Annotated in this window: 22 protein-coding genes; 10 read left to right on the top strand and 12 right to left on the bottom strand. The window is 67.4% G+C overall.

Going from position 1 to position 23,192, the window contains the following annotated elements; all coding sequences use genetic code 11:
• Nucleotides 1-210: 210 nt before the first annotated feature.
• The 3 genes from H6A21_RS07295 to H6A21_RS07285 all read right to left on the bottom strand — a co-directional run bounded on the left by H6A21_RS07295 (nt 211) and on the right by H6A21_RS07285 (nt 3,856).
• On the bottom strand, nt 211-1,923 hold the full coding sequence (locus H6A21_RS07295) for an MFS transporter (RefSeq protein WP_239462726.1): 1,713 nt from the start codon (nt 1,921-1,923) through the stop codon (nt 211-213).
• A 68-nt stretch (nt 1,924-1,991) separates the two neighbouring features.
• A complete protein-coding gene (gene bsh / locus H6A21_RS07290) occupies nt 1,992-2,954 on the bottom strand; it encodes a choloylglycine hydrolase (RefSeq protein ID WP_204562042.1) in 963 nt (320 codons plus the stop codon).
• A gap of 596 nt (nt 2,955-3,550) precedes the next feature.
• Nucleotides 3,551-3,856, bottom strand: coding sequence for a hypothetical protein (locus tag H6A21_RS07285; protein ID WP_204562028.1), 306 nt, complete (start codon nt 3,854-3,856; stop codon nt 3,551-3,553).
• A 152-nt stretch (nt 3,857-4,008) separates the two neighbouring features.
• Between H6A21_RS07285 and H6A21_RS07280 the strand changes: the two genes are divergently transcribed.
• Nucleotides 4,009-4,776 (top strand): EFR1 family ferrodoxin, encoded by a 768-nt coding sequence (locus H6A21_RS07280; protein WP_204562025.1) that lies wholly within the window; start codon nt 4,009-4,011, stop codon nt 4,774-4,776.
• Nucleotides 4,777-4,945: 169 nt separating this feature from the next.
• Here the strand turns inward: H6A21_RS07280 and H6A21_RS07275 are convergent, their stop codons facing one another.
• Genes H6A21_RS07275 through H6A21_RS07265 form a run of 3 tightly spaced genes read right to left on the bottom strand, consistent with a single transcriptional unit; the run spans nt 4,946 to nt 7,014 of the window.
• The gene (locus tag H6A21_RS07275; RefSeq protein ID WP_275052492.1) at nt 4,946-5,200 is read right to left on the bottom strand and encodes a 4Fe-4S dicluster domain-containing protein; all 255 of its coding nucleotides are present in this window, start codon (nt 5,198-5,200) and stop codon (nt 4,946-4,948) included.
• 41 nt (nt 5,201-5,241) lie between these two features.
• Nucleotides 5,242-6,120 carry an aldo/keto reductase gene (locus H6A21_RS07270; RefSeq protein ID WP_204562022.1) on the bottom strand — a complete coding sequence of 293 codons (879 nt, stop codon included), beginning with the start codon at nt 6,118-6,120 and terminating at the stop codon, nt 5,242-5,244.
• A 36-nt stretch (nt 6,121-6,156) separates the two neighbouring features.
• Complete coding sequence (locus tag H6A21_RS07265; protein ID WP_204562019.1) at nt 6,157-7,014, bottom strand: aldo/keto reductase; 858 nt, start codon at nt 7,012-7,014, stop codon at nt 6,157-6,159.
• Nucleotides 7,015-7,146: 132 nt separating this feature from the next.
• On the opposite strand from H6A21_RS07265, the gene H6A21_RS07260 reads away from it, so the two are divergent.
• Nucleotides 7,147-7,995: a LysR family transcriptional regulator gene (locus tag H6A21_RS07260; protein WP_204562016.1), complete on the top strand. Its 849-nt coding sequence runs from the start codon at nt 7,147-7,149 to the stop codon at nt 7,993-7,995.
• A gap of 10 nt (nt 7,996-8,005) precedes the next feature.
• On the opposite strand, the gene H6A21_RS07255 is transcribed toward H6A21_RS07260, so the two are convergent.
• A complete protein-coding gene (locus H6A21_RS07255; RefSeq protein WP_204562013.1) occupies nt 8,006-8,566 on the bottom strand; it encodes a flavin reductase family protein in 561 nt (186 codons plus the stop codon).
• 134 nt (nt 8,567-8,700) lie between these two features.
• On the opposite strand from H6A21_RS07255, the gene H6A21_RS07250 reads away from it, so the two are divergent.
• The 3 genes from H6A21_RS07250 to H6A21_RS07240 all read left to right on the top strand — a co-directional run bounded on the left by H6A21_RS07250 (nt 8,701) and on the right by H6A21_RS07240 (nt 11,815).
• Complete coding sequence (locus H6A21_RS07250) at nt 8,701-9,033, top strand: helix-turn-helix domain-containing protein (protein WP_342636079.1); 333 nt, start codon at nt 8,701-8,703, stop codon at nt 9,031-9,033.
• Nucleotides 9,034-9,144: 111 nt separating this feature from the next.
• Nucleotides 9,145-10,368 (top strand): tRNA preQ1(34) S-adenosylmethionine ribosyltransferase-isomerase QueA, encoded by a 1,224-nt coding sequence (queA, locus tag H6A21_RS07245; protein ID WP_204562010.1) that lies wholly within the window; start codon nt 9,145-9,147, stop codon nt 10,366-10,368.
• Between the two features lie 280 nt (nt 10,369-10,648).
• Nucleotides 10,649-11,815 (top strand): SLC13 family permease, encoded by a 1,167-nt coding sequence (locus tag H6A21_RS07240; RefSeq protein WP_204562007.1) that lies wholly within the window; start codon nt 10,649-10,651, stop codon nt 11,813-11,815.
• A 150-nt stretch (nt 11,816-11,965) separates the two neighbouring features.
• On the opposite strand, the gene H6A21_RS07235 is transcribed toward H6A21_RS07240, so the two are convergent.
• Nucleotides 11,966-12,268, bottom strand: coding sequence for a GNAT family N-acetyltransferase (locus H6A21_RS07235; protein WP_204562004.1), 303 nt, complete (start codon nt 12,266-12,268; stop codon nt 11,966-11,968).
• A 279-nt stretch (nt 12,269-12,547) separates the two neighbouring features.
• Here H6A21_RS07235 and H6A21_RS07230 point away from each other — a divergent pair, with 279 nt between their 5' ends.
• The 3 genes from H6A21_RS07230 to H6A21_RS07220 all read left to right on the top strand — a co-directional run bounded on the left by H6A21_RS07230 (nt 12,548) and on the right by H6A21_RS07220 (nt 14,934).
• Nucleotides 12,548-13,576 carry a 3-deoxy-7-phosphoheptulonate synthase gene (locus H6A21_RS07230; RefSeq protein WP_204562001.1) on the top strand — a complete coding sequence of 343 codons (1,029 nt, stop codon included), beginning with the start codon at nt 12,548-12,550 and terminating at the stop codon, nt 13,574-13,576.
• Nucleotides 13,577-13,717: 141 nt separating this feature from the next.
• Nucleotides 13,718-14,395, top strand: coding sequence for a DNA-3-methyladenine glycosylase family protein (locus tag H6A21_RS07225; RefSeq protein WP_204561998.1), 678 nt, complete (start codon nt 13,718-13,720; stop codon nt 14,393-14,395).
• Nucleotides 14,396-14,400: 5 nt separating this feature from the next.
• Complete coding sequence (locus H6A21_RS07220; RefSeq protein ID WP_204561995.1) at nt 14,401-14,934, top strand: methylated-DNA--[protein]-cysteine S-methyltransferase; 534 nt, start codon at nt 14,401-14,403, stop codon at nt 14,932-14,934.
• A 190-nt stretch (nt 14,935-15,124) separates the two neighbouring features.
• On the opposite strand, the gene H6A21_RS07215 is transcribed toward H6A21_RS07220, so the two are convergent.
• Complete coding sequence (locus tag H6A21_RS07215) at nt 15,125-17,326, bottom strand: zinc-ribbon domain-containing protein (RefSeq protein ID WP_204561992.1); 2,202 nt, start codon at nt 17,324-17,326, stop codon at nt 15,125-15,127.
• Nucleotides 17,327-17,588: 262 nt separating this feature from the next.
• Between H6A21_RS07215 and H6A21_RS07210 the strand changes: the two genes are divergently transcribed.
• Nucleotides 17,589-18,458, top strand: coding sequence for a deoxyribonuclease IV (locus tag H6A21_RS07210; protein ID WP_204561990.1), 870 nt, complete (start codon nt 17,589-17,591; stop codon nt 18,456-18,458).
• Nucleotides 18,459-18,546: 88 nt separating this feature from the next.
• On the top strand, nt 18,547-19,578 hold the full coding sequence (gene hemH / locus H6A21_RS07205) for a ferrochelatase (protein ID WP_204561982.1): 1,032 nt from the start codon (nt 18,547-18,549) through the stop codon (nt 19,576-19,578).
• Here hemH and H6A21_RS07200 read toward each other — a convergent pair.
• The 3 genes from H6A21_RS07200 to H6A21_RS07190 all read right to left on the bottom strand — a co-directional run bounded on the left by H6A21_RS07200 (nt 19,561) and on the right by H6A21_RS07190 (nt 23,060).
• Nucleotides 19,561-20,826: a glycoside hydrolase family 3 protein gene (locus H6A21_RS07200; RefSeq protein ID WP_204561979.1), complete on the bottom strand. Its 1,266-nt coding sequence runs from the start codon at nt 20,824-20,826 to the stop codon at nt 19,561-19,563. The genes hemH and H6A21_RS07200 overlap by 18 nt on opposite strands.
• Nucleotides 20,827-21,074: 248 nt before the next feature.
• Nucleotides 21,075-22,319, bottom strand: a complete 1,245-nt coding sequence (locus H6A21_RS07195; protein WP_204561976.1) for an iron-containing alcohol dehydrogenase — start codon at nt 22,317-22,319, stop codon at nt 21,075-21,077.
• 102 nt (nt 22,320-22,421) lie between these two features.
• Nucleotides 22,422-23,060, bottom strand: coding sequence for a lactate utilization protein (locus H6A21_RS07190; protein WP_204561973.1), 639 nt, complete (start codon nt 23,058-23,060; stop codon nt 22,422-22,424).
• Between the last annotated feature and the right edge of the window lie 132 nt (nt 23,061-23,192).

Genomic DNA, 23,192 nt, shown 5'->3' with positions numbered 1-23,192 from the left:
AAAACAGCGCGCCGCCGCCGGCGAGAGACCGGAGGCGGCGCGCAGGGAGTGGCGACGGCGCGAGGCACGGGCCGCGCCGTCGTCGAGGGCCGCCCGGAAGACGTGCGGGAGAGATGGCTGATGGCGTGGGTATGGCGCATCCCGCAGGCCTTCCGGGGGCATGGGGGGGTGGGGCCGCCAGGCGGAAAAAGGGGACGGCCCCACGCGTTGTCAGCTCTTGCTCTTCGGGGCGGCCGCGGCGCTGCCCGACTTCGAGGCGGGTGCCGTGTCGTCCTTGTGGAGCGTCTTGATCGCCGGGGTGGTGAGCAGGCCCAGCAGCACGATGACGGCGCCCACGGCGTAGGCGATGCGCGTCGAGTCGAAACGTGCCTTGGCTTCCAGATTGACCAGCGTGTTGCGCTCGTCGGTGCTCATCTTGATGTTGGCAATCTCATCCTCGAAGGCAGTGTTGCTGCCGAGGTTGATGGTGAGCTCGGAGACCTGCTCGGCGACATCGTGCGAGATCGAGGAGTCGGAGGCCATCTCGGTGCTCAGCGTGGAGCTGATGCCGAAGATCAAGATCGCGCCGAGCAGGGCGACGCCCATCGCCTGGCCGACGTTGCGCATGGTGCTCTGGATGCCGCCGGACTGTGATGCGTCGCGGTCGTTCACCGCGAGGGCGACGACGTTGCTCGCATGGGACGAGACGGTGCCGGCGCCGACGCCAGCCATGAACGCACCGAGGTAGACACCGATGCGGTTCGCGCCGTCCAGGGTCACCGAGAAGGCCATGATGCCCAGCGCCACCGCCATGGCGATGTACCCCAGCTGGATTACGTGGCGCGGGTTGGCCTTCGGGAAGAGCTTGGGGATGCCGAGCGCGAGCGCGAAGGTGGGCACGCCGGTCGCGATGGAGATGGTGCCGACCTCGATAGGCGTCCAGTCAGCAACAAGCTGAAGGTAGGGGGACATAAGAATCGATTGCGCTCCCATGAAGAAGAACATGATCGCGTTGGCGCACAGACCCGCGAGCACCTGCGGCGTGGTGATGAACGAGCGCGGAAGCACGACCAGGCTGTAGCGCTTCTCCAAGCGACCCTCGACGATCACGAGCGCGATGAGGACCAGGATGCCCAGCACGATGAACGGAATGGCCGGCGAGATGCCGAACAGGGTGAACGGCGCGGTGCGCATCGGCTTGATGAGACCCCAGGAGGAGATGCTCGAAAGGCCGATAAGCACCAGGAAGAACCCGGTCGCGGCAAGGGCGACGCCGATGGCGTCGAAGTGGGACTTTTCCTTCGGCTGGTCGAGCTTGGGGATGCCGATTGACAGCGCGAGCACGCCGAGGAAGTAGACGGCGAGCACCAGGAAGGTGACACGCATGCCCGCTACCTGCATGACGACGCCCAGCGCGAGCGGCAGTACGGCGGACAGGCCGGATGCCGCGCCGATGCAGCCGAAGGCGACGGTGCGGTTGGTGCCGTGGTAGATAAACGGAATGATGCCGAGCAGGGACGGCACGAGGAAGCTCGCGCCCAGGCCGACGAGCACGCGGCCACCCCAGATGAAGATGGTCATGCTGGGGGAGAGGGCGCACAGAACCTCGCCGGCGGCCGCGAGCGCAGCGCCGATGCGGAAGGTGTTGCGCCAGCCGATCAGCGTGCCGGCGAGGCCGCCTGCGATCATGAACGAGCCTCCGACCAGCGGGTAGATCATGTTGGCGAGCTGGATGTCGGAGGTGGTCGCCCCGAGGACCTTCGTGAGCGCCGACGCGGCGAGCGACAGCGCGCCGTTGTCGCCGGTGGTGCCCATCTGGGCGAGGACGAGGATGACGATGGGCAGCACGAGGAATACCTCCTGTGCACCGGCCGGCGTCTTGGCCGGAGCCGCTGTTGCGGCGGTCTTGCCGGTAGATGATGAGACAGGGGTCGTGCTTGACATATGCACTCCCTTCCCCCGGGCGGTAGGGTCCGGGGTTTGACGGATGGATTCGGTTGATGCGGGTTCGATTAAGCTGCGGTGGCGATGAACGGAGCCGTACCGCTGAGGTCGCAGTTTGCGAGCGGGTACGCGTGGATGGTCGGATCGTCGTAGGTCGCGTGGTAGTAGGTCATCGACTGGGCGGAGAAGCAGCTGGTGTAGAGGGTCTTCTCATAGGCGCCATTACCCATCTTGGCGACGCCCTCGGGCACCGCCGCGGCACCGAGCGTACGGAACAGACGGGTCACGTTGGCGGCCTCGCCCTCCTGGACGGGGTAGTGCGCGTTCACGAACGCCGCGCGCACGAAACGCGCCGGTCCGCCGTAATCGCCCGGCAGCCCCTGGACGCCGCCGCCCGAGCCGAAGGGCTTGAGGTCGGCCTTGTCCCAGGTCGACTCGCCGGGCATGCCATCGGAAAGCATGAGGTAGTTGCGCAGGTTCTGACGGTGCCAGCCGAAATCGGGCTCGTTGGTGAGCGCGTCGACATCGTCTTCCCAGACGCGCAGGCCATCGGCCATGCACTCGACCACGATGCTGCCGGTGGCGTCGCCGATGAGCCAGTGGAGGTTGGCCACGGGCAGCTGCTCGTTGACGGGCTTGGCGACCACGGTCACGCGCTTCAGCGCTTCGCGCAGCTCATCGAGCGATGCGAAGTTGCGCGCGACCCAGAAGGGGAACTCGTAGGCGGCCACGTTGGTGGTGCCGTCCACGGCATCGGGAGCGTAGTGGGCGCTCTGGGGGAAATTCAAGCCAGCGACCGCGAGGCCGGCGTCGTTGCCGCAGTCGAAGTACAGCGGGATGCCCGCCACGACAATGCCCATACCCATCACGGTATGGCCCTGCTTGGGATCGTCCGGGCGCTCGAAGGCGCTCGGAACCTCGGCAGCCGGGGGCGTGACGACCACCTTCTCTCCGTAACCCTGCGTCCAGTCCAGGTTACGTCCAAAGTACATTGCGCCTGTCTTGTCGGTGAAGCGGATGCCTGTACACATCGGACCGCTCCCTTCTCGTCGGCGGCCGTGCCGCTGGCGCTCGCTGTGAATGTGAAGTGATTGTCCCCAAATAGCAGTTTATTATTCGGTGTATGGCATCTTGATTTGGGTGAACGGTGGTATATACCACTTCCAACGAGCTATTGTATTCGGGTGCGTGCATATTGCAAAAGCTCGCACAGTTAGAGTGGCATTAATTGTTCTTCAAAATAAGTTTGAGATAGTTCTCTCGAAAAACGCCGAATATGCCATTCTGCGCTCAGTGTCGCTGTGTCGAGTGTCTGGGCTTCAGGCTGCGAAAGCCTGACGATCAGTGTTTTTCTTGGGGCATTTCATCGGTCCACCCATACGGCAACGCGCGCGACGGGCGGAATTCAAGCAATTTTGCCATAGCGGACAGATCGCCATCTAAGCAGGGCACCCCTTCGTCAGTATCGACAAAGGGGTGCCCCGTTCGGCTTCTTTTCAGGTATGCCGTTACGCTGAATCGACATGCATTACCCGTCGCGCCCATCCGGCGGCTCTCGTCACGTCGCTGTGTATGCGTATGACGACGAGGTGCATCGCGGGCCGCAGCCATCTTCGGATGTTGTAGTTTACTCCAATGTGTGCAGATAGCGCGAAATTGCTTCGAGGCCCTTCTTCAGATCTTCGGGGTTATCGGAATAGCCGTAGCCGATGCGCATGCTTCGAGGCTCTTCGAAGCAATCTCCCGGGGTTACCATGGCGCCCGTTTTCTCGATCATGCGGGTGCAGAATGCATACGAATCGATGGCGTAGTCGTAGTACACGAGGGCGGTCGTGCCCGCCTCGGGCTTGACGTAGGAGAGGTGCGGCTCGCTTGCGATCCAAGCATCAAGAACGGCGAGGTTCTGCTTGATGATGGCCCTGCTCCTCCCCAAGATGGCGCCTGCATGCTCAAGTGCGATCGCAGCGACCGCCTCGTCGAAATGCGTATGCCCGATGATACTCCGGAGGGGGCAGGACGTTCGCCTCATGTTGGACGCGTGCCGCGGTGGGTAGAATACGCGACACGCAGCCAAAAGGAGCAATCATGATTCTGTACTTTTCCGCAACCGGAAACAGCGAATACGTGGCGCGTCGAATCGCCGCGGGGCTGAACGACGAATGTGTGAACCTGTTCGACAAGATCTGCATCTCCGACAACACGCCCGTCGAGGTCTCCCGGCCGCTCGTCGTGGTGGTGCCGACGTACGCCTGGCGCATCCCGCGCATCATCGAGTCGTGGCTGGAGCGCACGCCCATCACGGCGGATAAGGGCATCTACTTCGTGATGACCTGCGGTGGGAGCATCGCGAATGCCGGCGCCTACCTCAAGCGCCTCTGTGCGAAAAAGGAGCTGGACTACCGGGGCTGCGCGGAGATCGTCATGCCGGAGAACTACATCGCGCTCTTTCAGACGCCGGGGCACGAGGAGGCGGAACGGATCATCGACGCTGCGGAGCCCGTCATCGACCGGGTGATCGACCGCATCAAAGCGGGCGGCCCGCTTCCTGAAAAGGAACCCTCGCTGGTGGACCGCCTGAGCAGCGGCATCGTGAACGACCTGTTCTACCCGACGACCGTCCACGCGAAGAAGTTCCGGGTGACGGGCGCCTGCGTGTCGTGCGGCATGTGCGCCCGCGTGTGCCCGCTGGATAACATCCGGCTGAAAGACGGCAGCCCGGTGTGGGGCAGCTCGTGCACCCATTGCATGGCGTGCATCAACCGCTGCCCCATGGAAGCCATCGAGTACGGCAAACGCAGCCAGGGCAAGCCCCGCTACGTGTGCACGAGGAAGGCCCCGAAGCCGAAGAGCTAGAGGCTCCCACATCGGTTGGCGCGGTGGCGGCATCGCGACGCCGGGGATGGCCACGCGTTTCGTTTGGAAGGGACGTCGCGGGATTGGGCCCGTGGTCGATGGCCGCCTCGACCGCCTTTCGACGGACAGCCGCCTCGCATGCTGGCGCGTCGGTCGCCGACCCGATTCCTTACCGGGTTGTGGTTTCAAACGCGCGGGCAACGTCCCCCAGCAGCTTCTGGATGGGCAGTTGCTGGGGACAGACCGTCTCGCACGCGCCGCAGCCCACGCATTCGGACGCCTTGCCGGTGCCCGTGGGGAAAGCTCCGTAGTAGACCATGCCGTTGGTGTAGTGGTGCATCTGGCAGAACTCGTTATACATGTCGAAGTACTCCGCCATGGGGATGCGCTTGGGGCAGACCTCGGAGCATGCCCCGCAGTTCAGAGGCTGTCCGGTGGGCGGCCCGGATGGGCGGCGCCGGTGCGCTAGTACAGCGGCTCGCCGCCAAGCTGCTGGTTGCGCACGAGCTCCTCGAGCATCCAGCGGACCGTGCCCACGTCGAAGTGGTCGAAGATGGGCGGGAAGGCGGGGTCGTCGAGTTCGGCGAAGGTGGCGAGGTCGTCGCCGTCGAGCTCGAAGTCGAAGACGTCGATGTTCTCCTCCATGCGCTCGCGGCGTACCGTTTTGGGGATCACGATGACGTCGTTTTGGATGAGGGCGCGCAGCACGATCTGCGCGACGGTCTTGCCGTGCTTCTCGGCGATGCCGGCGAGCGCCTCGTTGTGGAAGATGCCGTTTTGGCCCTCGGCAAAGGGTGCCCAGGCCTCGTGCGCCACATCGAGTGCGTGCATGGTCTCGTGCGCCGCGCGCTGCTGGCGGAAGGGGTGCGTCTCGATCTGGTTGACCGCGGGCGGCACCTCGGCGAGGGCGCATATGTCCACCAGGCGCTCGGGATAGAAGTTGGAGACGCCGATGGCGCGGAGCTTGCCGGCGCGGTAGGCGTCCTCCATCGCGCGCCACGCGCCGGGGTAGTCGCCCATGGCCTGATGGAGCAGCATGAGGTCGATGTGGTCGGTGCCGAGGGCGCGCAGGCTCTTGTCTATGGAGGCCGCCGCGCGCTCGTAGTTCATGTTGGAGACCCAGATCTTCGAGGTCACGAAGACCTCGTCGCGCGGGATGCCGCTCTTGGCGATGGCGGCGCCCACGCCGGCCTCGTTGCCGTAGGCCTGTGCGGTGTCGATGAGGCGGTAGCCGGCATCGAGCGCCTCGCCTACGCAGCGCTCGGTGTCCTCGGGCGGCGTCTGGTACACACCGAAGCCGAGCATCGGCATCTTCACGCCGTTGTTGAGGATCCTGTACTCCATGGTCCCTCCTTCAGGGTTCGTTCTGGTGGCGTGCCTTTACGCCTGCTTGCTGTAGTCGTTGCGCGCCAGCACGAATGCGGGCGCCTCCTCGGGGACGGTGTAGTAGCAGTGCTGCGCCAGCGCGTCGATGCGCGCCATCTCGTCCTCGGTGAGCGCGAAGTCGAAGATGTCGATGTTTTCGGCCATGTGCTCGGGGTTGCGCGAGGTGGGGAAGACGACGTTGCCCTCCTGGATGTGCCAGCGCAGCACCACCTGCGCCGGGGTCTTGCCGTACTTCTCGGCGAGCTCGCGGAACACGGGCTCCGCGAGCAGGGCCTCGTCGCCGTGGCCGAGCGGGTACCAGCCCTCGAAGACGGCGTCGGCAAGGCCGCGCTCGGCGAGCGCCTTCTTCAGGGCATGCTGGTTCCAATAGGGGTTGATCTCCACCTGGATGACGGAGGGCTTGATGCGCGCGACCTCGAGAATCTGCTCGACCTTGTGCACGGGGAAGTTGGAGAGGCCGATGGCGCGCGCCTTGCCGGCGTCCACCGCCTCCTCCATGGCGCGCCAGCCCTCGACGTAGTCGCCGTAGGGCTGGTGGAACAGCATGAGGTCCACGTAGTCGGTGCCCAGGCGCTCGAGCGAGGCGTCGATGTCGACGCTGCACTGCTCGTAGGGGTAGCTCTGCGGGAAGAGCTTGGTGGTGATGAACAGGTCCTCGCGGCGCGCGCCGGACGCCTTGACGGCGCGGCCCACGGCGACCTCGTTGAAGTAGGCGTTGGCCGTGTCGATGTGGGTGTAGCCGGCGGCGATGGCCTCAGGCAGGTGCTTCTCGACCTCGGCCGAGGTCATGGTGTAGACGCCGTAGCCGAGCTGGGGGATCTCCCGTCCGTTGGCAAGGGTGAGCGACTGCATGGTTTCCTCCTTCGATTGGATGTCTCCTCATGCATAGTATCGAAGGCAAAACCGCTGGTGTAAAATGCCTATATCGGCACTTCTTATGCGTGATGCACATAAGATTCGGAGGCGGAAGAGGGGGGGAGGAGCATGGAACTCGAGCAGATGCGCCAGCTCGACGCCATCGCCCGTACGGGGACCGTGTCCGCCGCGGCGCGCGAGCTGCACCTGTCGCAGCCTGCGCTCAGCAGGTCGGTGAGGCGGCTGGAGGAGGAGCTCGGCACGGAGCTGTTCGCGCGCTCGGGACGGCATGTGGAGCTCAACGAGGCGGGCCGCGCCGCTCTGGAATGGGCGCGGCAGCTGCTGCGCGACGAGCGCCTTATGCGCGATGCGGTCCTCGCGGCGGCGCGGCGGGCGCGCGCCCTGCGCGTGGGCACGGTCGCCCCGGCGCCGCTTTGGCGCCTCACGGGTCTCATGACGGAGGCATTCCCGCGCGAGACACTCGTCTCGGAGACGGTGGGAGGGGATGCGGTGGTGCGCGGTGTGCTTGACGGCGGCTTTGACCTGGGAATCGTGCGGACGATGCCGACGAATCCGCTTCTGCGGAGCTGCGAGCTTATGCGCGAGCGGCTGTCCGTCACGCTGCCGCCCAACCACCCGCTCGCCTCGCGCGAGTCCGTGCGCCTCGCGGACCTTGCGGGCAATTCGTTTCTGATCCTCACGGACATCGGCTTCTGGCGCGACCTTGTGGAGCGTGCGATTCCGCGTGCGACCTTTATCGACCAGGATGACCGCATGGTGTTCGCTCAGCTCGCGCGCACGACGCCGCACTGCACCTTCGTGACGGATGCGCCGTATATGGAGCGCGAGCTACCGGCCGGCCGCGCAATCGTGCCGATCGAGGACGAAGCGGCATGCGTGACGTTCTTTCTGGTTGTCCGCATGGGCGCGCCCGGGCTCGCCGCGCAGCTCTTCGAGTGGGTGGCGAGCCGCGCTTGACGCCTTGCACCTATGCGAGCGACTTGCCGACACTCCAGGCGCCGCCGACCTCCTCGCCTACCACACGGTAGGTCATGTGCGCGGCGTCGTACACGAGCGGCTGGAACTTGTCGAAATCGACCTTTCCGTCCGCGTCGAGGATGTTCTCGTCCACGAGCACGTTGACGATCCTGCCCACGACGCGCGCACCGTGCTCGTCTCCGTCGATGGCGGTGACCTCGCATTCCATGGTGAGCGGGTACTCCTCGATCACCGGGGCGTCCACGTGTTCGGACTTCGTGAAAGTGAGGCCGCTTTGCTGGGCTTTGTTGACGCGCCTACCGGTAGCGATGCCGAAGTAGTCGGCCGTGACCACGGTGGCGACCGTTGCCGGCGCCACCGTGAAGGCGCGCCGTTTCACGATGTTCTCGGTGGTCTGGTGGTCGCCGATGTTGAAGCAGATCTCGTGGCGGCTGCATTCGCCGGCCCAGGCCGCGTTCATGGCGTTGGGCGTTCCATCCTCGCTGTAGCTCGCGATGATGAATACCGACTGCGGGAAGAGCTCGCCTGCATTGCCCAAGCTTTTCTTCATGGTCGCTCCTTTCGAAATGGCGTTCTCCTTTGCAGCCCAGTATCCTGCTCTGCTATAACAATGACAGTACCTACTTTCAATATAGGTACTCACCTTCTAGTAAGCGTTCTGCGATAGCGGGGATGGGAGGCGTCGTGGCGAAGAGCATAGCGGGCGCGCGGTACGGGGATACCGGCTACAGCTACACCATGTCGCTCATCCAGGGTAAGCACAAGGCGGCCATCCTCTACTGCCTCATGGAGTACGAACCGGTGCGCTTCAACGAGATGCGCCGATACCTGGGAGGCATCGCGGACAAGACGCTCTCGGCCAACTTGCGCGAGCTGGAGCGCGATGGGCTGGTGGCTCGGCGCGAGTACCTGCAGATCTCGCCCAAGGTCGAGTACTCGCTCACGGAGCTCGGCGCCTCGCTCATGCAGGTGCTCGACCAGCTGTGCCTTTGGGGTGAGCAGCCCCGTCCCCGATGAGGACATGAAGAATGGGGGAGATGCGCTGCTCGGGGCGTCCGGTGCGCTAGGATAGGGAGCGTTTGAGAACCTGCCGCGCGCACGCGCGGCTGCGAGGAGAAGGCCCTGCCCATGCGCACCGATGATTTCGATTACAACCTGCCCGATGAGCTCATCGCTCAAGCCCCTGCCGAGCCGCGCGACAGCTGCCGGCTGCTCGTGCTCGACCGCCACGGCGAGGCGCATGAGGGCGACGGGAAGGTCGCGCTGGCGCACGGCGGCACCGTGGAGCACAGGATCTTCCGCGACATCATCGACTACATCGAGCCGGGCGACGTGCTCGTCATCAACCAGACGCGCGTCATGCCGGCACGCCTCATCGGCCGCAAGGCCAAGACCGGCGGCGTCGCCGAGACGCTGCTTTTGCGTCGCCGCGAGGACATCGACGCCATGGGGCACGTGTGGGAGTGCCTGGTCAACCCCGGCCGCCGTCTGAAGCCCGGCGCGGTCATCGAGTACCGCGCGGGCGGGCCTCATGCGCCCGAGACGGCGCCTATCGTGCTGACCGGCGAGGTCGTCGACTTCGTGCCCGAGAGTCGCGGCGGCCGTCTGGTGCGCTTCACGCCGGCAGGCGAGAACGCCGAGGGTGCTCCGCGCACGCTCGACGAGGCGATCCATGCCGCCGGGCACGTGCCGCTGCCCCCCTACATTACCGACTACCAGGGCGACCCCGAGAAGTACCAGACCGTCTACGCCATGAAGGAGGAGCACTCCGCGGCGGCCCCCACGGCCGGTCTCCACTTCACGCCCGAGCTCATGGCGCGTATCGAGCAGAAGGGCGCGAAGTTCGTGGCCGTGGAGCTCGAGGTGGGTATCGACACCTTCCGCCTCGTGGAGGAGGACGATCCCACCCAGCACGTCATGCATACCGAGCGCTACCACGTGCCGGCAGAGGTCATCGACGCCGTGCATGAGGCGAAGGCCGCGGGCCATCGCGTGATCGCGGTGGGCACCACGGCGGTGCGCTCGCTGGAGAGCGCCTTCGATGCGGATGCGCCGGCGGCGTGCCCGCCCATGGTCGCCCGCTACTTTGAGGGACGAGCAGACGGCGCCGACACGCTCGGGCACGGCGACATCACGGCGCGCGCGGATGCGACGACGAACCTCTACCTCATGCCCGGCTCGACCTACCACGTGGTCGACGCGCTCATCACGAACTTCCACGTGCCGCGCTCGACGCTCATGATGCTCGTGTCAGCGCTTGCGACCCGCGACCAGATTATGGACGCCTATGCCGAGGCGGTCTCGGAGCGCTACCGGTTCTTCAGCTTCGGCGACGCGATGCTCATTAAGTAGTCGCGCTCAATGGGGCATGGGCGCATCCTCGTGCGCGGCGGACAGCGCTGCGCGAACTTGCACACGAGGATGTGCCCAGGCCCGGTCGCGCTGCGGACAGTGCTGCGCGAACGTGCGCGGGACGATGGCCGACGGCCCGTGTCGGGGCCCGCTCATTCGCGCGGGATTGGAGAGGAGCGCGCCTTCGGCGCGTTTTGGTGGGGTGGAAGCCCTTTTTTGTTGCAAAGGTTTGGAGTGCGCCGGTGGGGAGGATGTCGGCGTTTTTCGGGGGAGGACGACTATGGGACTCAGGCGGCGGATCGGGTCGGTTCGGGGGCTTGTGGCGAAAGATCCGGTACTCGTCGTGGCGGCGGTGCTGGCGGTCGCGTCGTGCGCGGCGGTGCCGCCCGATGCGGGATACGCCGACTACGTTGACCTGCATACGATCGGGTTGCTGTTCAGCCTCATGGCGGCCATGAGCGGGCTTTCGCGTGCCGGCGTGTTCCGCGTCGCGTGCCGCCGTCTGCTCGCGACCATCCGCGGCACGCGCCCGCTCATCCTGGCGCTCACCCTGCTCGCCTTCTTCTCGAGCATGCTCATCACGAACGACGTCGCGCTCGTCACGTTCGTGCCGTTGGCCCTGCTTGCGCTCGATTCGCTGCGCTCGCCGCGCCTCACGTGCTTCACCGTCGTGATGATGACCATCGCGGCGAATCTCGGCAGCATGCTCACCCCGGTGGGAAACCCGCAGAACCTGTACCTGTATTCGGCTTCCGGCATGTCGTTCGGCGCGTTCATCGGTCTCATGGCACCCTATGCGGCGCTCGCGCTCGCGTTGCTCGCGCTCGTGATCGTCGTGGCGGGCCGTGCGCTCAAGCGTGCGCGTGTGGAGAAGCTCGCCGACGCCTCGTGCGGCCGCGCTCCGGTGACCGCTACCGCCGAGCCCGCGGCGCTCAAGGCCGCCGCCATCGTGCCTTGGGTCGTCGTGTTCCTGGTCGCGCTGCTCGCCGTGGCGCACGCGGTGCCGGTGGGCGTCCCGGTGCTTGCGGCGCTCGCCATCGGGCTCATATTCGACCGCGGCGCCCTTGCGCATGTGGACTTCGGCCTGCTCGTCACCTTCGTGGCGTTCTTCGTCTTCGTGGGCAACATGGGGCGCATCGAGGCGGTCGACACCCTGATCGCCCAGATCGTCTCCGGCCACGAGCTCATCGTGTCGGTCGTGGCGAGCCAGGTGCTCTCGAACGTGCCGACGGCCATCCTGCTGTCGGGGTTCACCGCGAACATCCCCGCCCTGATCGTCGGCACGAACCTGGGCGGGCTGGGCACGCTCATCGCCTCGATGGCGAGCCTCATCTCCTACAAGCAGCTCGCGCTGTGGCTGCCCGCGCACAAGGGCCGCTATCTCGTGATGTTCACGCTGTGGAACCTTGCGTTCCTTGTGGTGCTGCTGCTGTTCGCCTATCTGTAGTGCCCGACTGCCCACAGGCGGCAGTCGGGCGCATCGGAAGGTTCGCTTTCGGATATGCGCAAAGCGGGGCCGCACCACCCGCTATGACGCCGGTGGTGCGGCCCTGTTGCTTCGCATGCGCGCGAGCGCGCCGTGTGCGGTTCTGCCGCCTTACGAGGCGAGGAGCGACGCGCGCTCGGGGTGCCGCTCGAACCAGAGGTGCGCATAGCTGCAGCTCGTCTTGCAGCGGCGCCCGGTCTCCTCGAGCTCCTGCGCGACGTTTTCGAGTAGCTTGCCGGCGATACCCTGGCCGCGGAGCGATTCGTCCACATAGGTATGGTTGATATCGACCACGTTGCCCGCGACGACGGGGAACGTGACCTCGGCGAGGACGGTGCCCTGCGGGTCGACGTAGCGCACGGAGTTCGAGTGGATCTCAACCTGGTTGGAAGCTTTTTGCTGGTTGGCGTTCATGGTGGCCTCCCATTCGCACGAATTGACGCTTCCCGTTGTACCCCGTCTGGAGATACAAAAACATATCGAATGTGGCGTGGAAACCCATCGGTAACGTGGCGGTAACGAGAGGTGCCGCTCGCGCGCACAAACGCAACGTCGGCCGAACGGACACGGTCGCGCGTCCCGTTTTGTAAACTTTTCGCATCCGACGTCAAGGGGCGTGGTGCGCGGCGCGGCCGTCATGGATAATCGCCCGTACCTGTCCGCATGCAACGAGAAACCGTGAGGAGCCGATCCATGTCCATGCAGTTCAAGCGCCTGCTGCCCATTCCGAGGGATATCCGCGAGGAGATGCCGCTGTCTGAGGACATGAAGAAGCGCAAGGTGGATTTCGACAAGCAGGTCATGGACGTCCTGTCCGGCAAGGACCCCCGTCGGCTGCTCATCATCGGCCCGTGCTCGGCCGACCGTGAGGACTCCGTGCTCGAGTACGCCACGCGCCTGGCCAAGCTCGCCGACCGCGTGCGCGACCATTTCCTCATCATCCCGCGCGTCTACACGAACAAGCCGCGCACGAAGGGCACCGGCTACAAGGGGCTGCTGCATAATCCTGACCCCGAGGGGGCCCCGAACCTGCTCGAGGGCGTGAAGGCCATCCGCCGCATGCACCTGCGCGTGGTGGAGGAGACCGGCATGTTCACGGCCGACGAGATGCTCTACCCGTCGAACTACCAGTACCTGATCGACCTTCTGGGCTACATCGCCGTCGGCGCCCGCTCCGTCGAGAACCAGGAGCACCGCCTTGTGGCCTCGGGCGTGCCCATGCCGGTGGGCATGAAGAATCCCACGGGCGGCTCGACCGACGTCATGCTCAATTCCATCTTTGCCGCCCAGCAGCCCCAGACGTTTCTGTTCCGCAACTGGGAGGTCGAGACGACGGGCAACAAGTTCGCCCACGCGGTCCTGCGCGGCTACATCGGTGAGGACGGGCTCAATTACCCCAACTACCACTACGAGTACCTCGAGCGTCTGGCGGCGAAGTACACCGAGGCCGACTTCGCGCATCCGGCAGTCGTCGTCGACTGCAACCATGACAACTCCGGCAAGCGCCCGCTCGAGCAGATCCGCATCATGAAGGAGGTGCTCGACTCGTGCCGCCGCTCCGAGGCGATCGCGGGCCTCGTGCGCGGCTTCATGGTCGAGAGCTATCTGGAGGACGGCAACCAGCCCATCGACGGCGGCGTGTTCGGCAAGTCGATCACCGATGCGTGCCTGGGTTGGGAGAAGACCGAGCGCCTCGTGCTGGAGATCGCCGAGCGCATGTAGCGCGCGGGCAGCAGAGGCGACCTGCGGGACGCGATAGGGTCGCGCTCGCGCGGCGGGATGCTGCCGCGCGAGCGCTTTTCATGCGACAATGGTCTCGAGGTGACGCGCATGCGTCGCGCCGTGTGCCGGGGAGGTCGGGCGATGGCCTGCTTTGCCTATGGGGAGACCGAGCTTGCGTACCTGCGCTCGCGCGATGAGCGGCTGGCCTGGGCGATCGACGCGATCGGTCCGGTCCGGCGCGAGGTCGACGACGACCTGTTCTCCTCGGTTGCGCACCAGATCGTCGGGCAGCAGATCTCGACGAAGGCGCTGGCGACCATCTGGGCGCGCATGAGAGGGCGCCTGGGGACCGTCGACGCCGCGCACGTGCTCGCCGCCGGCCGCGACGGGCTGCAGTCCGCGGGCATCTCGTATCGCAAGGCTGACTACCTGATCGATTTCGCCGAGCGCGTCGAGGGCGGCGCGTTCGACCTCGAGGCGGTCGCGACGCTGCCCGACGAGCAGGCGATCTCGGCCCTCGCGTCGCTTCGGGGGGTCGGTCGCTGGACCGCGGAGATGATCTTGCTGTTCTGCCTCGAGCGCCCCGACGTGCTCTCCTATGACGATCTGGCCATCCAGCGCGGCATGCGCATGCTCTACCACCACCGGCGCATCACCCCGCAGCTGTTCGCGAGGTACCGGCGGCGCTACAGCCCGTATGGCAGCGTGGCGAGCCTGTATCTGTGGGAGATCGCCGGCGGGGCGATTCCCGGTATGAGGGATTGGGCGCCCAGGTCCAAGCCCAAGTCCAAGCCGATCGAATCGAAAAGGGGGCGGTGAGGACCATGCTCGCGCGAACCTATGATTCCCCACTGGGGTCGCTCGTCCTCGCGGCGGATGGGACGGGGCTTGCCGGGGTGTGGTTCGAAGGCCAGCGGCATTTCGGTGAGTTCGGGTCGCCCCGTCGCCGGCTGGACGATCGCGCGCCCGGGCCGCTGGATGCTGAAGATGCCGCCCGCACGCTCGACGAAGCGGGAGCGTGGCTCGACCGCTACTTCACCGGGGCGACCCCGCTCGAGGCGCCGCGGCTCCACCTGATCGGATCTGGGTTCCAACTGCACGTCTGGGACCTGCTCTTGAAGATCCCCTTCGGCCGGACGACGACATACGGCGAGCTCGCGCGGGAACTCGAGCGGCGATACGGCGGGCGCGCGTCGGCGCGCGCCGTCGGGGGCGCGGTCGGGCGCAACCCGGTGTCGATCATCGTGCCCTGCCACCGCGTGGTGGGTTCAGACGGGTTGATCACGGGGTATGCGGGCGGCGTCGAGCGCAAGCGGGCGCTGCTCGCGCTCGAGGGGGTCCGCCTGGATGCCGTGTGAGACGGTGACGGGCGTTTGCCGCCGGCACACCGCTCAGGCGAGCGAGCGCTTTGGGAACGCATGCGCGGTGCGCCGCGTTCCCATTCCGCACGTTCGGGGCGCCTCGGACGCATCACGCGTGCGGACGGCTGTTCTTTCCGGCAGCCTCCCTTTCGCCCGCCCGGCAGCAGGCGCTTCGGCCCCAACGCCGTCATCCCGCGTCCGGTCCGTCCGCCTCGATGAGGATGAACGTCGCCGCACCGGCTTCCGCGTCGTAGCGGTACAGCGCTGTGAAGCCGTTGTCGGACTGTGCGTACCAGGCGCCGCTGCCGTCTTGGAAGAAACGGTCGGGCAGGTTGTAGCCCCCGAGGCTCGCATCGACGATCAGCGCGAGCGTCGTCATGAACGGATCGTCCGGCGAGGTGGCCGGCGGGTACGATGAATCCTTTGCGAACATGAGGTAGGAGCCGTCCATCCCGAGCGCATAGGTGAGTCCCGAGATGGGCGCCTGCGGCATGCAGGCGGTCCAGACCTGCTTGATGGGCGTGTCGGGAATGCTCTCGTAGGTGCCCGTCGAGCCGTCGCTGTACGGCCCGAGCGCATCGGCGAACGCCGCGATCTCATCGCTCGTCGAGGCGGGGGTGGGCCTCGAGGAGCCGGTTCCATGCGCTGCCTGCCCACCTGGACCCTGCGCCTGAGGGTCGGTATCGAGAATGGTGAGCGAGGGGTCGCTGCCTCCGCGCCAGATTGCGCGGAACCGGTCCCAAGTCGTTTCATGCCATGTGCCCTCGCCGTCGGTGCGGGCGCTCCCGATCGCGTCCGCCGCATCGCCGAGGTGCGTGGCTATCTCCGATATCGTCTGGTCGTACCAGGCGGCATCGCGCTCGTCGCGGACGTTTCCGATCGAGATCCAGCTGCCGTCCGCCGCGAGGCGGTACGTCATGTTCGGTGCGAGCCCATCTTTGGGGCATGTGTCGACATAGACCTCCTTGAGGAAGGTGTCTGGAACCCCGGCGATATCCGCGCCGCCCGCCTCCGGGCTGCCCGCGACGACGGCGTCGCGCCTGCCTTCGGCGTCCGCGTCGGCGAGGGTCTCGTCGTTTACGCCCTCGGGCGTGGTCGCGGCGCCGTCCGTCACCGTTGCGGGTTCGTTTTCGCCGGAGCCCTCGGATGCCGTGACGGGGCTATCTTGGGTGCTTTCACCGGTGCGCGCGAGACGGGTGAGGGCGATGCCGCCGCACGCCGCGAGCACGATGACGGCGACGATACCGGCGGCGATGGCGACGGTGCGCGACCGGAGCCGCCTGCGGGGCGCGGTGACTGCGGGCGTGTGTGCCCTTACCGAGCCGGACGCCGCCGCATCCGGATGCATCCGGTCGTTCGCGGCGGCGGGCGAGGTGGGTGACGCGGCATGCTGCGGTGCGGTTGCGGGCGGGACGGGCGCATGCGCCTGCGGTTGGGCATCGAGCGGGGAGGCGGTGCGCCGCGCGCCCCGCTCGAGCGACGTGCCGCAGCGGCGGCAGAACCTCGCCGCGGCGGGAAGCTCGGCGCCGCACTGCGGGCAGAAGACGGCGTCCCGGGGCGCATCTGCGGGGACGGCTGCCGTATCTCGCGACGCGGCCGCATCCGGCAGCGTCGAGGCGGTCTCGTTCGGCGCGTGGTCCTGTATCGCCTCGGTGTCCGGATGGGGCATCTCATCCGGGTGCGTGGGCGTCTTTGCGCGCGCCCGCGCGGTGAGGGGGATGATGTGGCCGTTCCAATCGAGCTTCATGCCGAGTGCGCGCAGATAAGCCTTGCCCCAGATATCGTCCAGATCGCCGCGGATGTCGGCGACCATCTCGGATTCGACCGGCGTGCCCGAGATGCCTCCGTCCGCCCAGGGCTGCCCCGCGAGCAGGACCGTGTACTCGCCGAGCTCGAGCGGCGGCCCGCCTGCGCAGTCGTCGCGGTAGCTATAGGCGGGGCGATCCCTCTTGCAGGAGGCGACGAGGTAGTCGAGCAGCTCGCCATCCATCAGCTGCACCGCTCGGGCGACCACGCCCGCTGTTCTCGCCATGCCCGCGCCGACCGCATAGGCGGCTGCCGCGCAGGCGACAGCGATGGCGCCGCCCGCGACGGCCCCCGGCAGGTTCGCGGCACGCATCGACGCGACCTGGGCGTTCAGGTCGTCGGCCTTAAGGCCGTAGCGGTCTCCGAACAGGGCGGTCCACTCGGTGTCTTCATAGCGCTCGGGTCTGAGGAGCGACCCCGCCTCGTAGCCCTGATACGTCCCGGCGTCCTTGAAACCGAAGAACAGCAGGCAGCCGATGCCGACTGCGAGCACTGCCCAGAAGACGGCGCGGCAGGGGCCGAGCAGCATGCCCGTCTGGATACCGGTCTTGATGTCGGGAAGATCGAGATGACGTGCGGCCATGGTGCCCCCTGTCCCTGTACGACGGTATGCCGAGGTGAGCCCGTACCGCCTGCGGGCATCGCCCGCAGGCCTGAGCGGACCGGCCGAGTCGCGACGCCGGGTCCCGAGATGATCGGGACGCAGGATCTCGCGCACGCGCCCTTGCTTCAGGTGTAGCACCTGCGCGCGTTTCCCGCAAGGTCGAGGGGTGCGGGCGCCGCGGACGCCCCGTGTGCCTCGCGGTACAATACGTAGGCTCGATACCGTACGGAAAGGGTTTCGCATGCTCACGATCGGCTGCCATCTGTCCTGCTCGAAGGGTTTCGCCGCCATGGGCGAGACGGCGCTGTCCATCGGCGCGAACACGTTCGCCTTCTTCACGCGCAACCCGCGCGGCGGCAGCGTGCGGAAGCTCGATGCCGATGATGTCGCGGCGCTTCGGCGCATCCTGGACGAGCATGCGTTCGGGCCGCTCGTGGCGCATGCGCCCTACACGTACAACCCCTGCTCGGCCAAGGAGCGCGCCCGTGAGTTCGCGCTCGAGGCCATGGCCGACGACCTGCGGCGCATGGAGGCGCTGCCGGGCAACTGCTACAACTTCCACCCGGGCGCGCATGTGGGGCAGGGGGCGCAGGCGGGCATCGCCCTCATCGTCGACGCGCTTTGCCAGGTGATGTTTCCGGATATGAGCACGACGGTGCTGCTCGAGACCATGGCGGGCAAGGGGACCGAGGTGGGACGCAGCTTCGAGGAGCTCGCGGCGATCATCGACGGCGTCTCCGCCCGCGCGCCGCATCTCGCGGAGCACCTGGGCGTGTGCCTGGACACCTGCCACGTGAACGACGGCGGCTACGATATCGTCGGCGACCTCGACGGCGTGCTCGCGCATTTCGACCGGGTGGTGGGGCTCGACCGCCTGCGTGCGGTGCACATCAACGACTCGAAGAACCCGTGCGGCGCGCACAAGGACCGTCACGAGGTGATCGGGGCGGGGTACCTGGGTTCGCCCGAGCTCGGCGGCGGGAGCGAGGTCTTCTCCCGCATCGTGTCGCACCCCGCCCTGCGCGACCTGCCCTTCATCTTGGAGACACCCAACGAGCTCGACGGGTATGCGCGGGAGATCGAGCTGCTGCGCGGGCTGCAGACCGCCTGAGGGCGGGGCGCAGCATGCCAACAAGCTCGCTCATCTCAACTTTGCGCTATCATACCGTAGCGATCTGAAGGCGAAACCCGGGAGGTGCATGGTGGGACGAATGCGCATCGGGGTGGTGCTCGCGAACACCGGCTCGCCTGCCGCGCCGACACCCGATGAGGTGGGGCGCTATCTCGCGGAGTTTCTGATGGACCCCTGCATCCGGCCCATGCCGGCGCTGCCCTGGTGGGTCATCCTGCATGCGTTCATCCTGCCGCGGCGCGCGGTCGCCTCGGCGGGGAAGTACCGGGCCATCTGGCGTCCGGACGGCTCGCCGCTCGTCGCGGTCTCGCACGAGCTGGCGCGCGCGGTGGAGCGGCGCTTGCGGGGGAGGGGCGGCCATCTCGCCGACTGCACGGTGCGCGCCGCCATGGCCTACGGGGAGCCGAGCGTGCCCTGCGTGCTCGCCGAGCTGCGCGAGGCGGGATGCGAGCGCCTTGTCGTGCTGCCGATGTACCCTCAGAGCGCCCATTCCACGACCGGCGCGGTGCGAGCGCGCACGGACGCGGCGCTCGCGAACATGGGGTGGCGCCCGCAGCTGGATTTCATCGAGCGCTACGGCGGCGAGCGGCGCTACCTTGACGCCGTGGCCGCGTCGGTGCGCTCCGCCGGGTTCGATGCGGGGCGCGACCGGCTCGTGCTCTCGTTCCATTCCGTCCCGCAGCCCGATATCGAGGCGGGGGACACCTACACCCAGCAGGTTGCGGAGACGTGCGCCGCCGTGGCGTCGCGGCTCGGTATCGAGGAGGGTGGCATGACCTGTGCGTTCCAGTCTCCCTTCGAGGACGCGCGGACCTGGTGCGGGCCGTTTACGGTCGAGGCGCTCCAAGGCGCCGCGCGCGGATGCGCGGGGCGGCTGTTCCTCGCGTGCCCGGGGTTCGCCGTCGATTGCCTGGAGACGCTTTACGACGTCGAGGCGGAGCTCCGTCCGCGCGCCGAGGCGGCGCTGCCCGCCGGCTCGAGCATGGTCTACGTGCCCTGCCTGAACGCCTCTTCGGCCCAGGTCGACCTCGTCTCCCACCTGGTCGAGCGCATCGTGCGCCCGGGTGCGCGCGGCCGGGCGCTAGGCGATGAGCCCTAGGCGCTCCTTCACGGCGAGCACGCGGCGGGCGCTCCCGTCGATGCGGTCCTCGGTGAGGACGCCGGTCGCCACGGCCTCCAGCACGCCCCGGTAGGCGAGCTCGAGGTCCGAAGGCATGAGCACGATGTCGCCGCCCGCGACGAGGAACTGAACCGCGGCGTCGTCTGCGGCGAAGCGCTGCGTGATCGCGCCCATGGAGAACGAGTCCGACACGATGGCGCCGGTAAATCCGAGCTCCCCGCGCAGGACGTCCGTCAGCATGTAGGGGGAAAGCGTCGCCGGCAGGCCGTCGGCGGCGAAATTCGGCGTCTCGATGTGCCCCGCCATGATGAAGGGGATGTCCGCGGCGATGGCCGCCCGGAAGGGCTCGAGCTCGCAGGCGCGGATCTCGTCGGCGCCCCGCTCGGTGAGGACGCCCCCGGTGTGCGAGTCGCCGGCGGTGTCGCCATGGCCGGGGAAGTGCTTGGCGCAGGGCGCCACGCCGGCGTCCATGAGGGCCGCGGCCTCGGCTGCGACCATGCGGGCCACGACCTGTGCGTCCGAGCCGAACGAGCGCGGGCCGATGACGGGGTTCGCGGGGTTCGTGAGCACGTCGGCATCGGGTGCGAAGTCGAGGTTGAACCCGATATCGCGCAGGTAGCCTCCGATGGTGCGACCGACCTCGGCGGCGCGCCCCTCGTCGCCCGTGGCGCCGATCTCGATCATGTTGGGGAAGCGCGGGACGTCGAAGTAGCCGGAGTTCGCCACCCGTGCGACGAGCGGGCCGCCCTCCTCGTCGACCGACAGGAAGGCGCCGATGCCCGCCCCGACGCCGCGCGCGAGCTCCTGCGTGCCCGCGAGGAGGTCGCGCAGCTGCTGGGTGCCCGCGATGTTCCTCCCGAAGTAGCACAGGCCGCCCACGGGGATGCGCGCCAGGGCCTCGGCCGTCATGGGGCCGGCGACGGTGGCGACGTCGGCGCCCGTGAGCTGCTCGGGGGTGACGATGAAGAGCTGCGCGACCTTCTGCTCGAGCGTCATGGTCGACAGCAGCCGGCTTACGGCGTCAGCCGGCTGCGCGGGAGCGGAGATGGGGGCGGAGCCCGTCTGTGCGCCCTCGACGGCGGAGCCCGTCGTCCCGTTCGCCTTTGAGCCTGCCCCGGTCACGGGCGCGTCCGCGTCGCCGCCCGTGCATGCGCTCGTGCACAGGCCGAGCGCGCCGAGGGCTCCCGCTGCGAGGAGCTGTCTGCGCGAGATGGGGGGTTGCGGCATGGTGGGCCTTTCTTCATGCGGGGTGCGCCGCATGCGCGGTGCGTGATGTACGGGCCAGCATAATCTCACGTCCGCGCGGGGAGCGCCACCCTTCACGCAACGGTTGATGCAGCGGGCGCGGCGGGCCGGCGGGCTCGGGTGCGGCGGCGCGTGCCCCAAAAGCGCAGGTGGCTGGGAAAAAAGGCCGCCCGCCGGGCTCGTTTCGCCTGGCGGGCGGCCAAAGGGAGGCTTGGTGCGGGTTTCGGCGCCTACAGGGCGCTCTCGTAGATGGCGCGGGCGTCGTCGAGCGTGAGCGTGCGGAACGTGCCGAAGCGCTCGCCCTTGTTGATCTTCAGGCCCGCAAGCAGCGTATCGATGTCGTCGGCCGTGATGCCGAGCTCGCCGAGCGTGCGCGGCATGCCGAGCGAGACGAAGAAGTCCTGGAGCTCGTCGATGGTGGCCTCGACAGCGTCCTCGATGGCGCGCTCGGGTGTGATCTCCTCGTCGATCTCGGACAGGTCGTCGATGGCGGGGTCGATCGGCTCGATGCCGAAGACCTGGCCGCCGAACTCGAGGAAGCGCTCGGGGTGCTCGCGCCACACGTAGCGCATCCATGCGGGGAAGATGACCGCCAGGCCCGCACCGTGCGTGATCGAGGTGTCGAAGGCGGAGAGCTCGTGCTCAAGGCCGTGGCAAGACCAGTCGCCGTCGCGGCCGGCGCCCGGGGTCTTGAGGCCGATGCCCGCGAGGCCGTTGTGCGCAAGGGTGCCGACCCACATGATGTTCGCGCGCGCGTCGTAGTCGTTCGGGTCCTCCATCACGCGGCCGGCGGCGTCCATGACGGCGCGGATCATGCCGCAGGCGATGTTGTCCGTCACGGGGACGGCGGGCGCGCCGGAGAAGAAGCGCTCCATGATGTGGGAGATCATGTCGGTGATGCCGGCGGCCGTCTGGTAGGGCGGCAGCGTGAAGGTGAGCTCGGGGTCCATGAAGGCGGCGACCGGGCGGTTGAGGTCGGTGTTGCAGCCGCTCTTCAGGTGCAGCTCGTCGTTGCTGATGACGGCGGAGTCGGAGGCCTCCGATCCGGAGGCGGGGATCGTCACGACGCAGGCGACCGGGATGCGGTCTTGCGGTACGGCGCGCTTGGCGTAGAAGTCCCACACGTCGCCGTCGTAGCGGGTGCCGAGCGCGATGGCCTTGGCGGCATCCATCGTGGAGCCGCCGCCCACGGGCAGGATGAGGTCGACGTCGTGCTCGCGCGCGAGCTCGATGCCGGCGCGCACCGAGGAGACCTCGGGGTTCGGGCGCACGCCGCCGAGCTCCACATGGGAGATGCCCGCGGCGTCGAGCGACGCCTTCACGCGGTCGAGCGTGCCGCAGCGCACGACGGAGCCTCCGCCGTAGACGATCAGGACGTTTTTGTAACCGAGCTTCGCAAGCTCTTCGCCCACGCGGTCGGTGACACCGCGGCCGAAGACGAAGCGGGTGGGGGACCAGAAGGTGAAATCGTTCATGAGCATCCTTTCTGAGGGCGTGATGCCAAGGTGTGCGGCGGGTGCGGCCTTGCCGCCTCGCGTGTGCGCGTCTTGCGCGGACATCCGCCGCCTGTTCGTATCTTAATACCCGAGGTCCTCGCCGATGAGGACGACCTTGATGCGGCCGGGGTGGCGCGAGTGGCGCGTGACGACCATCTGGCAGCACATGGAGTGCTCGCCGTGGCACTCGGAGCAGACGCCCGTAAGCTCGCAGGGCGTGTTCGGGTGGAGGCGCGCCGCATTGAGCGGGCAGGCGTGCGTGCGGATGCGCTTGAAGCCGGCGTCGACGTCTGCCACGAGCTTGTTCATGCCGGCGAGCACGACGACGTGCTCGGGGCCGTGGAGCAGAAGCGCCAGGCGGTCGGAGTTTCCGTCGATGTTCACGAGTTCGCCTGCGACGGTGAGCGCGTTCGTGCTCATGAAGAACCAGTCGGCCGAGGCGCGGTCGCGCCACATCGCGCGACGCTCTTCGGGCGTGGTCGCGCACGAGCGGTCCAGCAGGCGCCAGGTACCCGCCTCGAGCGCGGCCTTCATGCCGGACTCGGTGAAGGTGACGCTGCCGCCCCAGGTGATGGAGTCTCCGGCGGGGATCATGCCGCACACGAGCTGCACGGCCTTGTCGGCGGTTTCGCAATAGTAGCCCTCGATGTTGCGGCGCTTCAGGTTCTTGATGACGGTTTCGGCGGTGGTGCGCCGGGCGGCGCGACGGGTCTCGTCCATGGGTTCCTCCTCTGTGTTGGCAGGCACCACCATTATGGCCGATGCGGGGCACGTCGTTTGCGTACATGGCGAAGCCCCCCGCGGGCCGGGCGGCTCACAGGGGGCGAGAGGGAGGGCTGTGTCGTGCTGGGT

The organism is Collinsella tanakaei (assembly GCF_016902615.1).
GTDB lineage: Bacteria > Actinomycetota > Coriobacteriia > Coriobacteriales > Coriobacteriaceae > Collinsella > Collinsella tanakaei_A.
The sequence above is the reverse complement of the archived record's forward strand: the minus strand, read 5'-3'. Positions and strand labels throughout refer to the sequence as shown.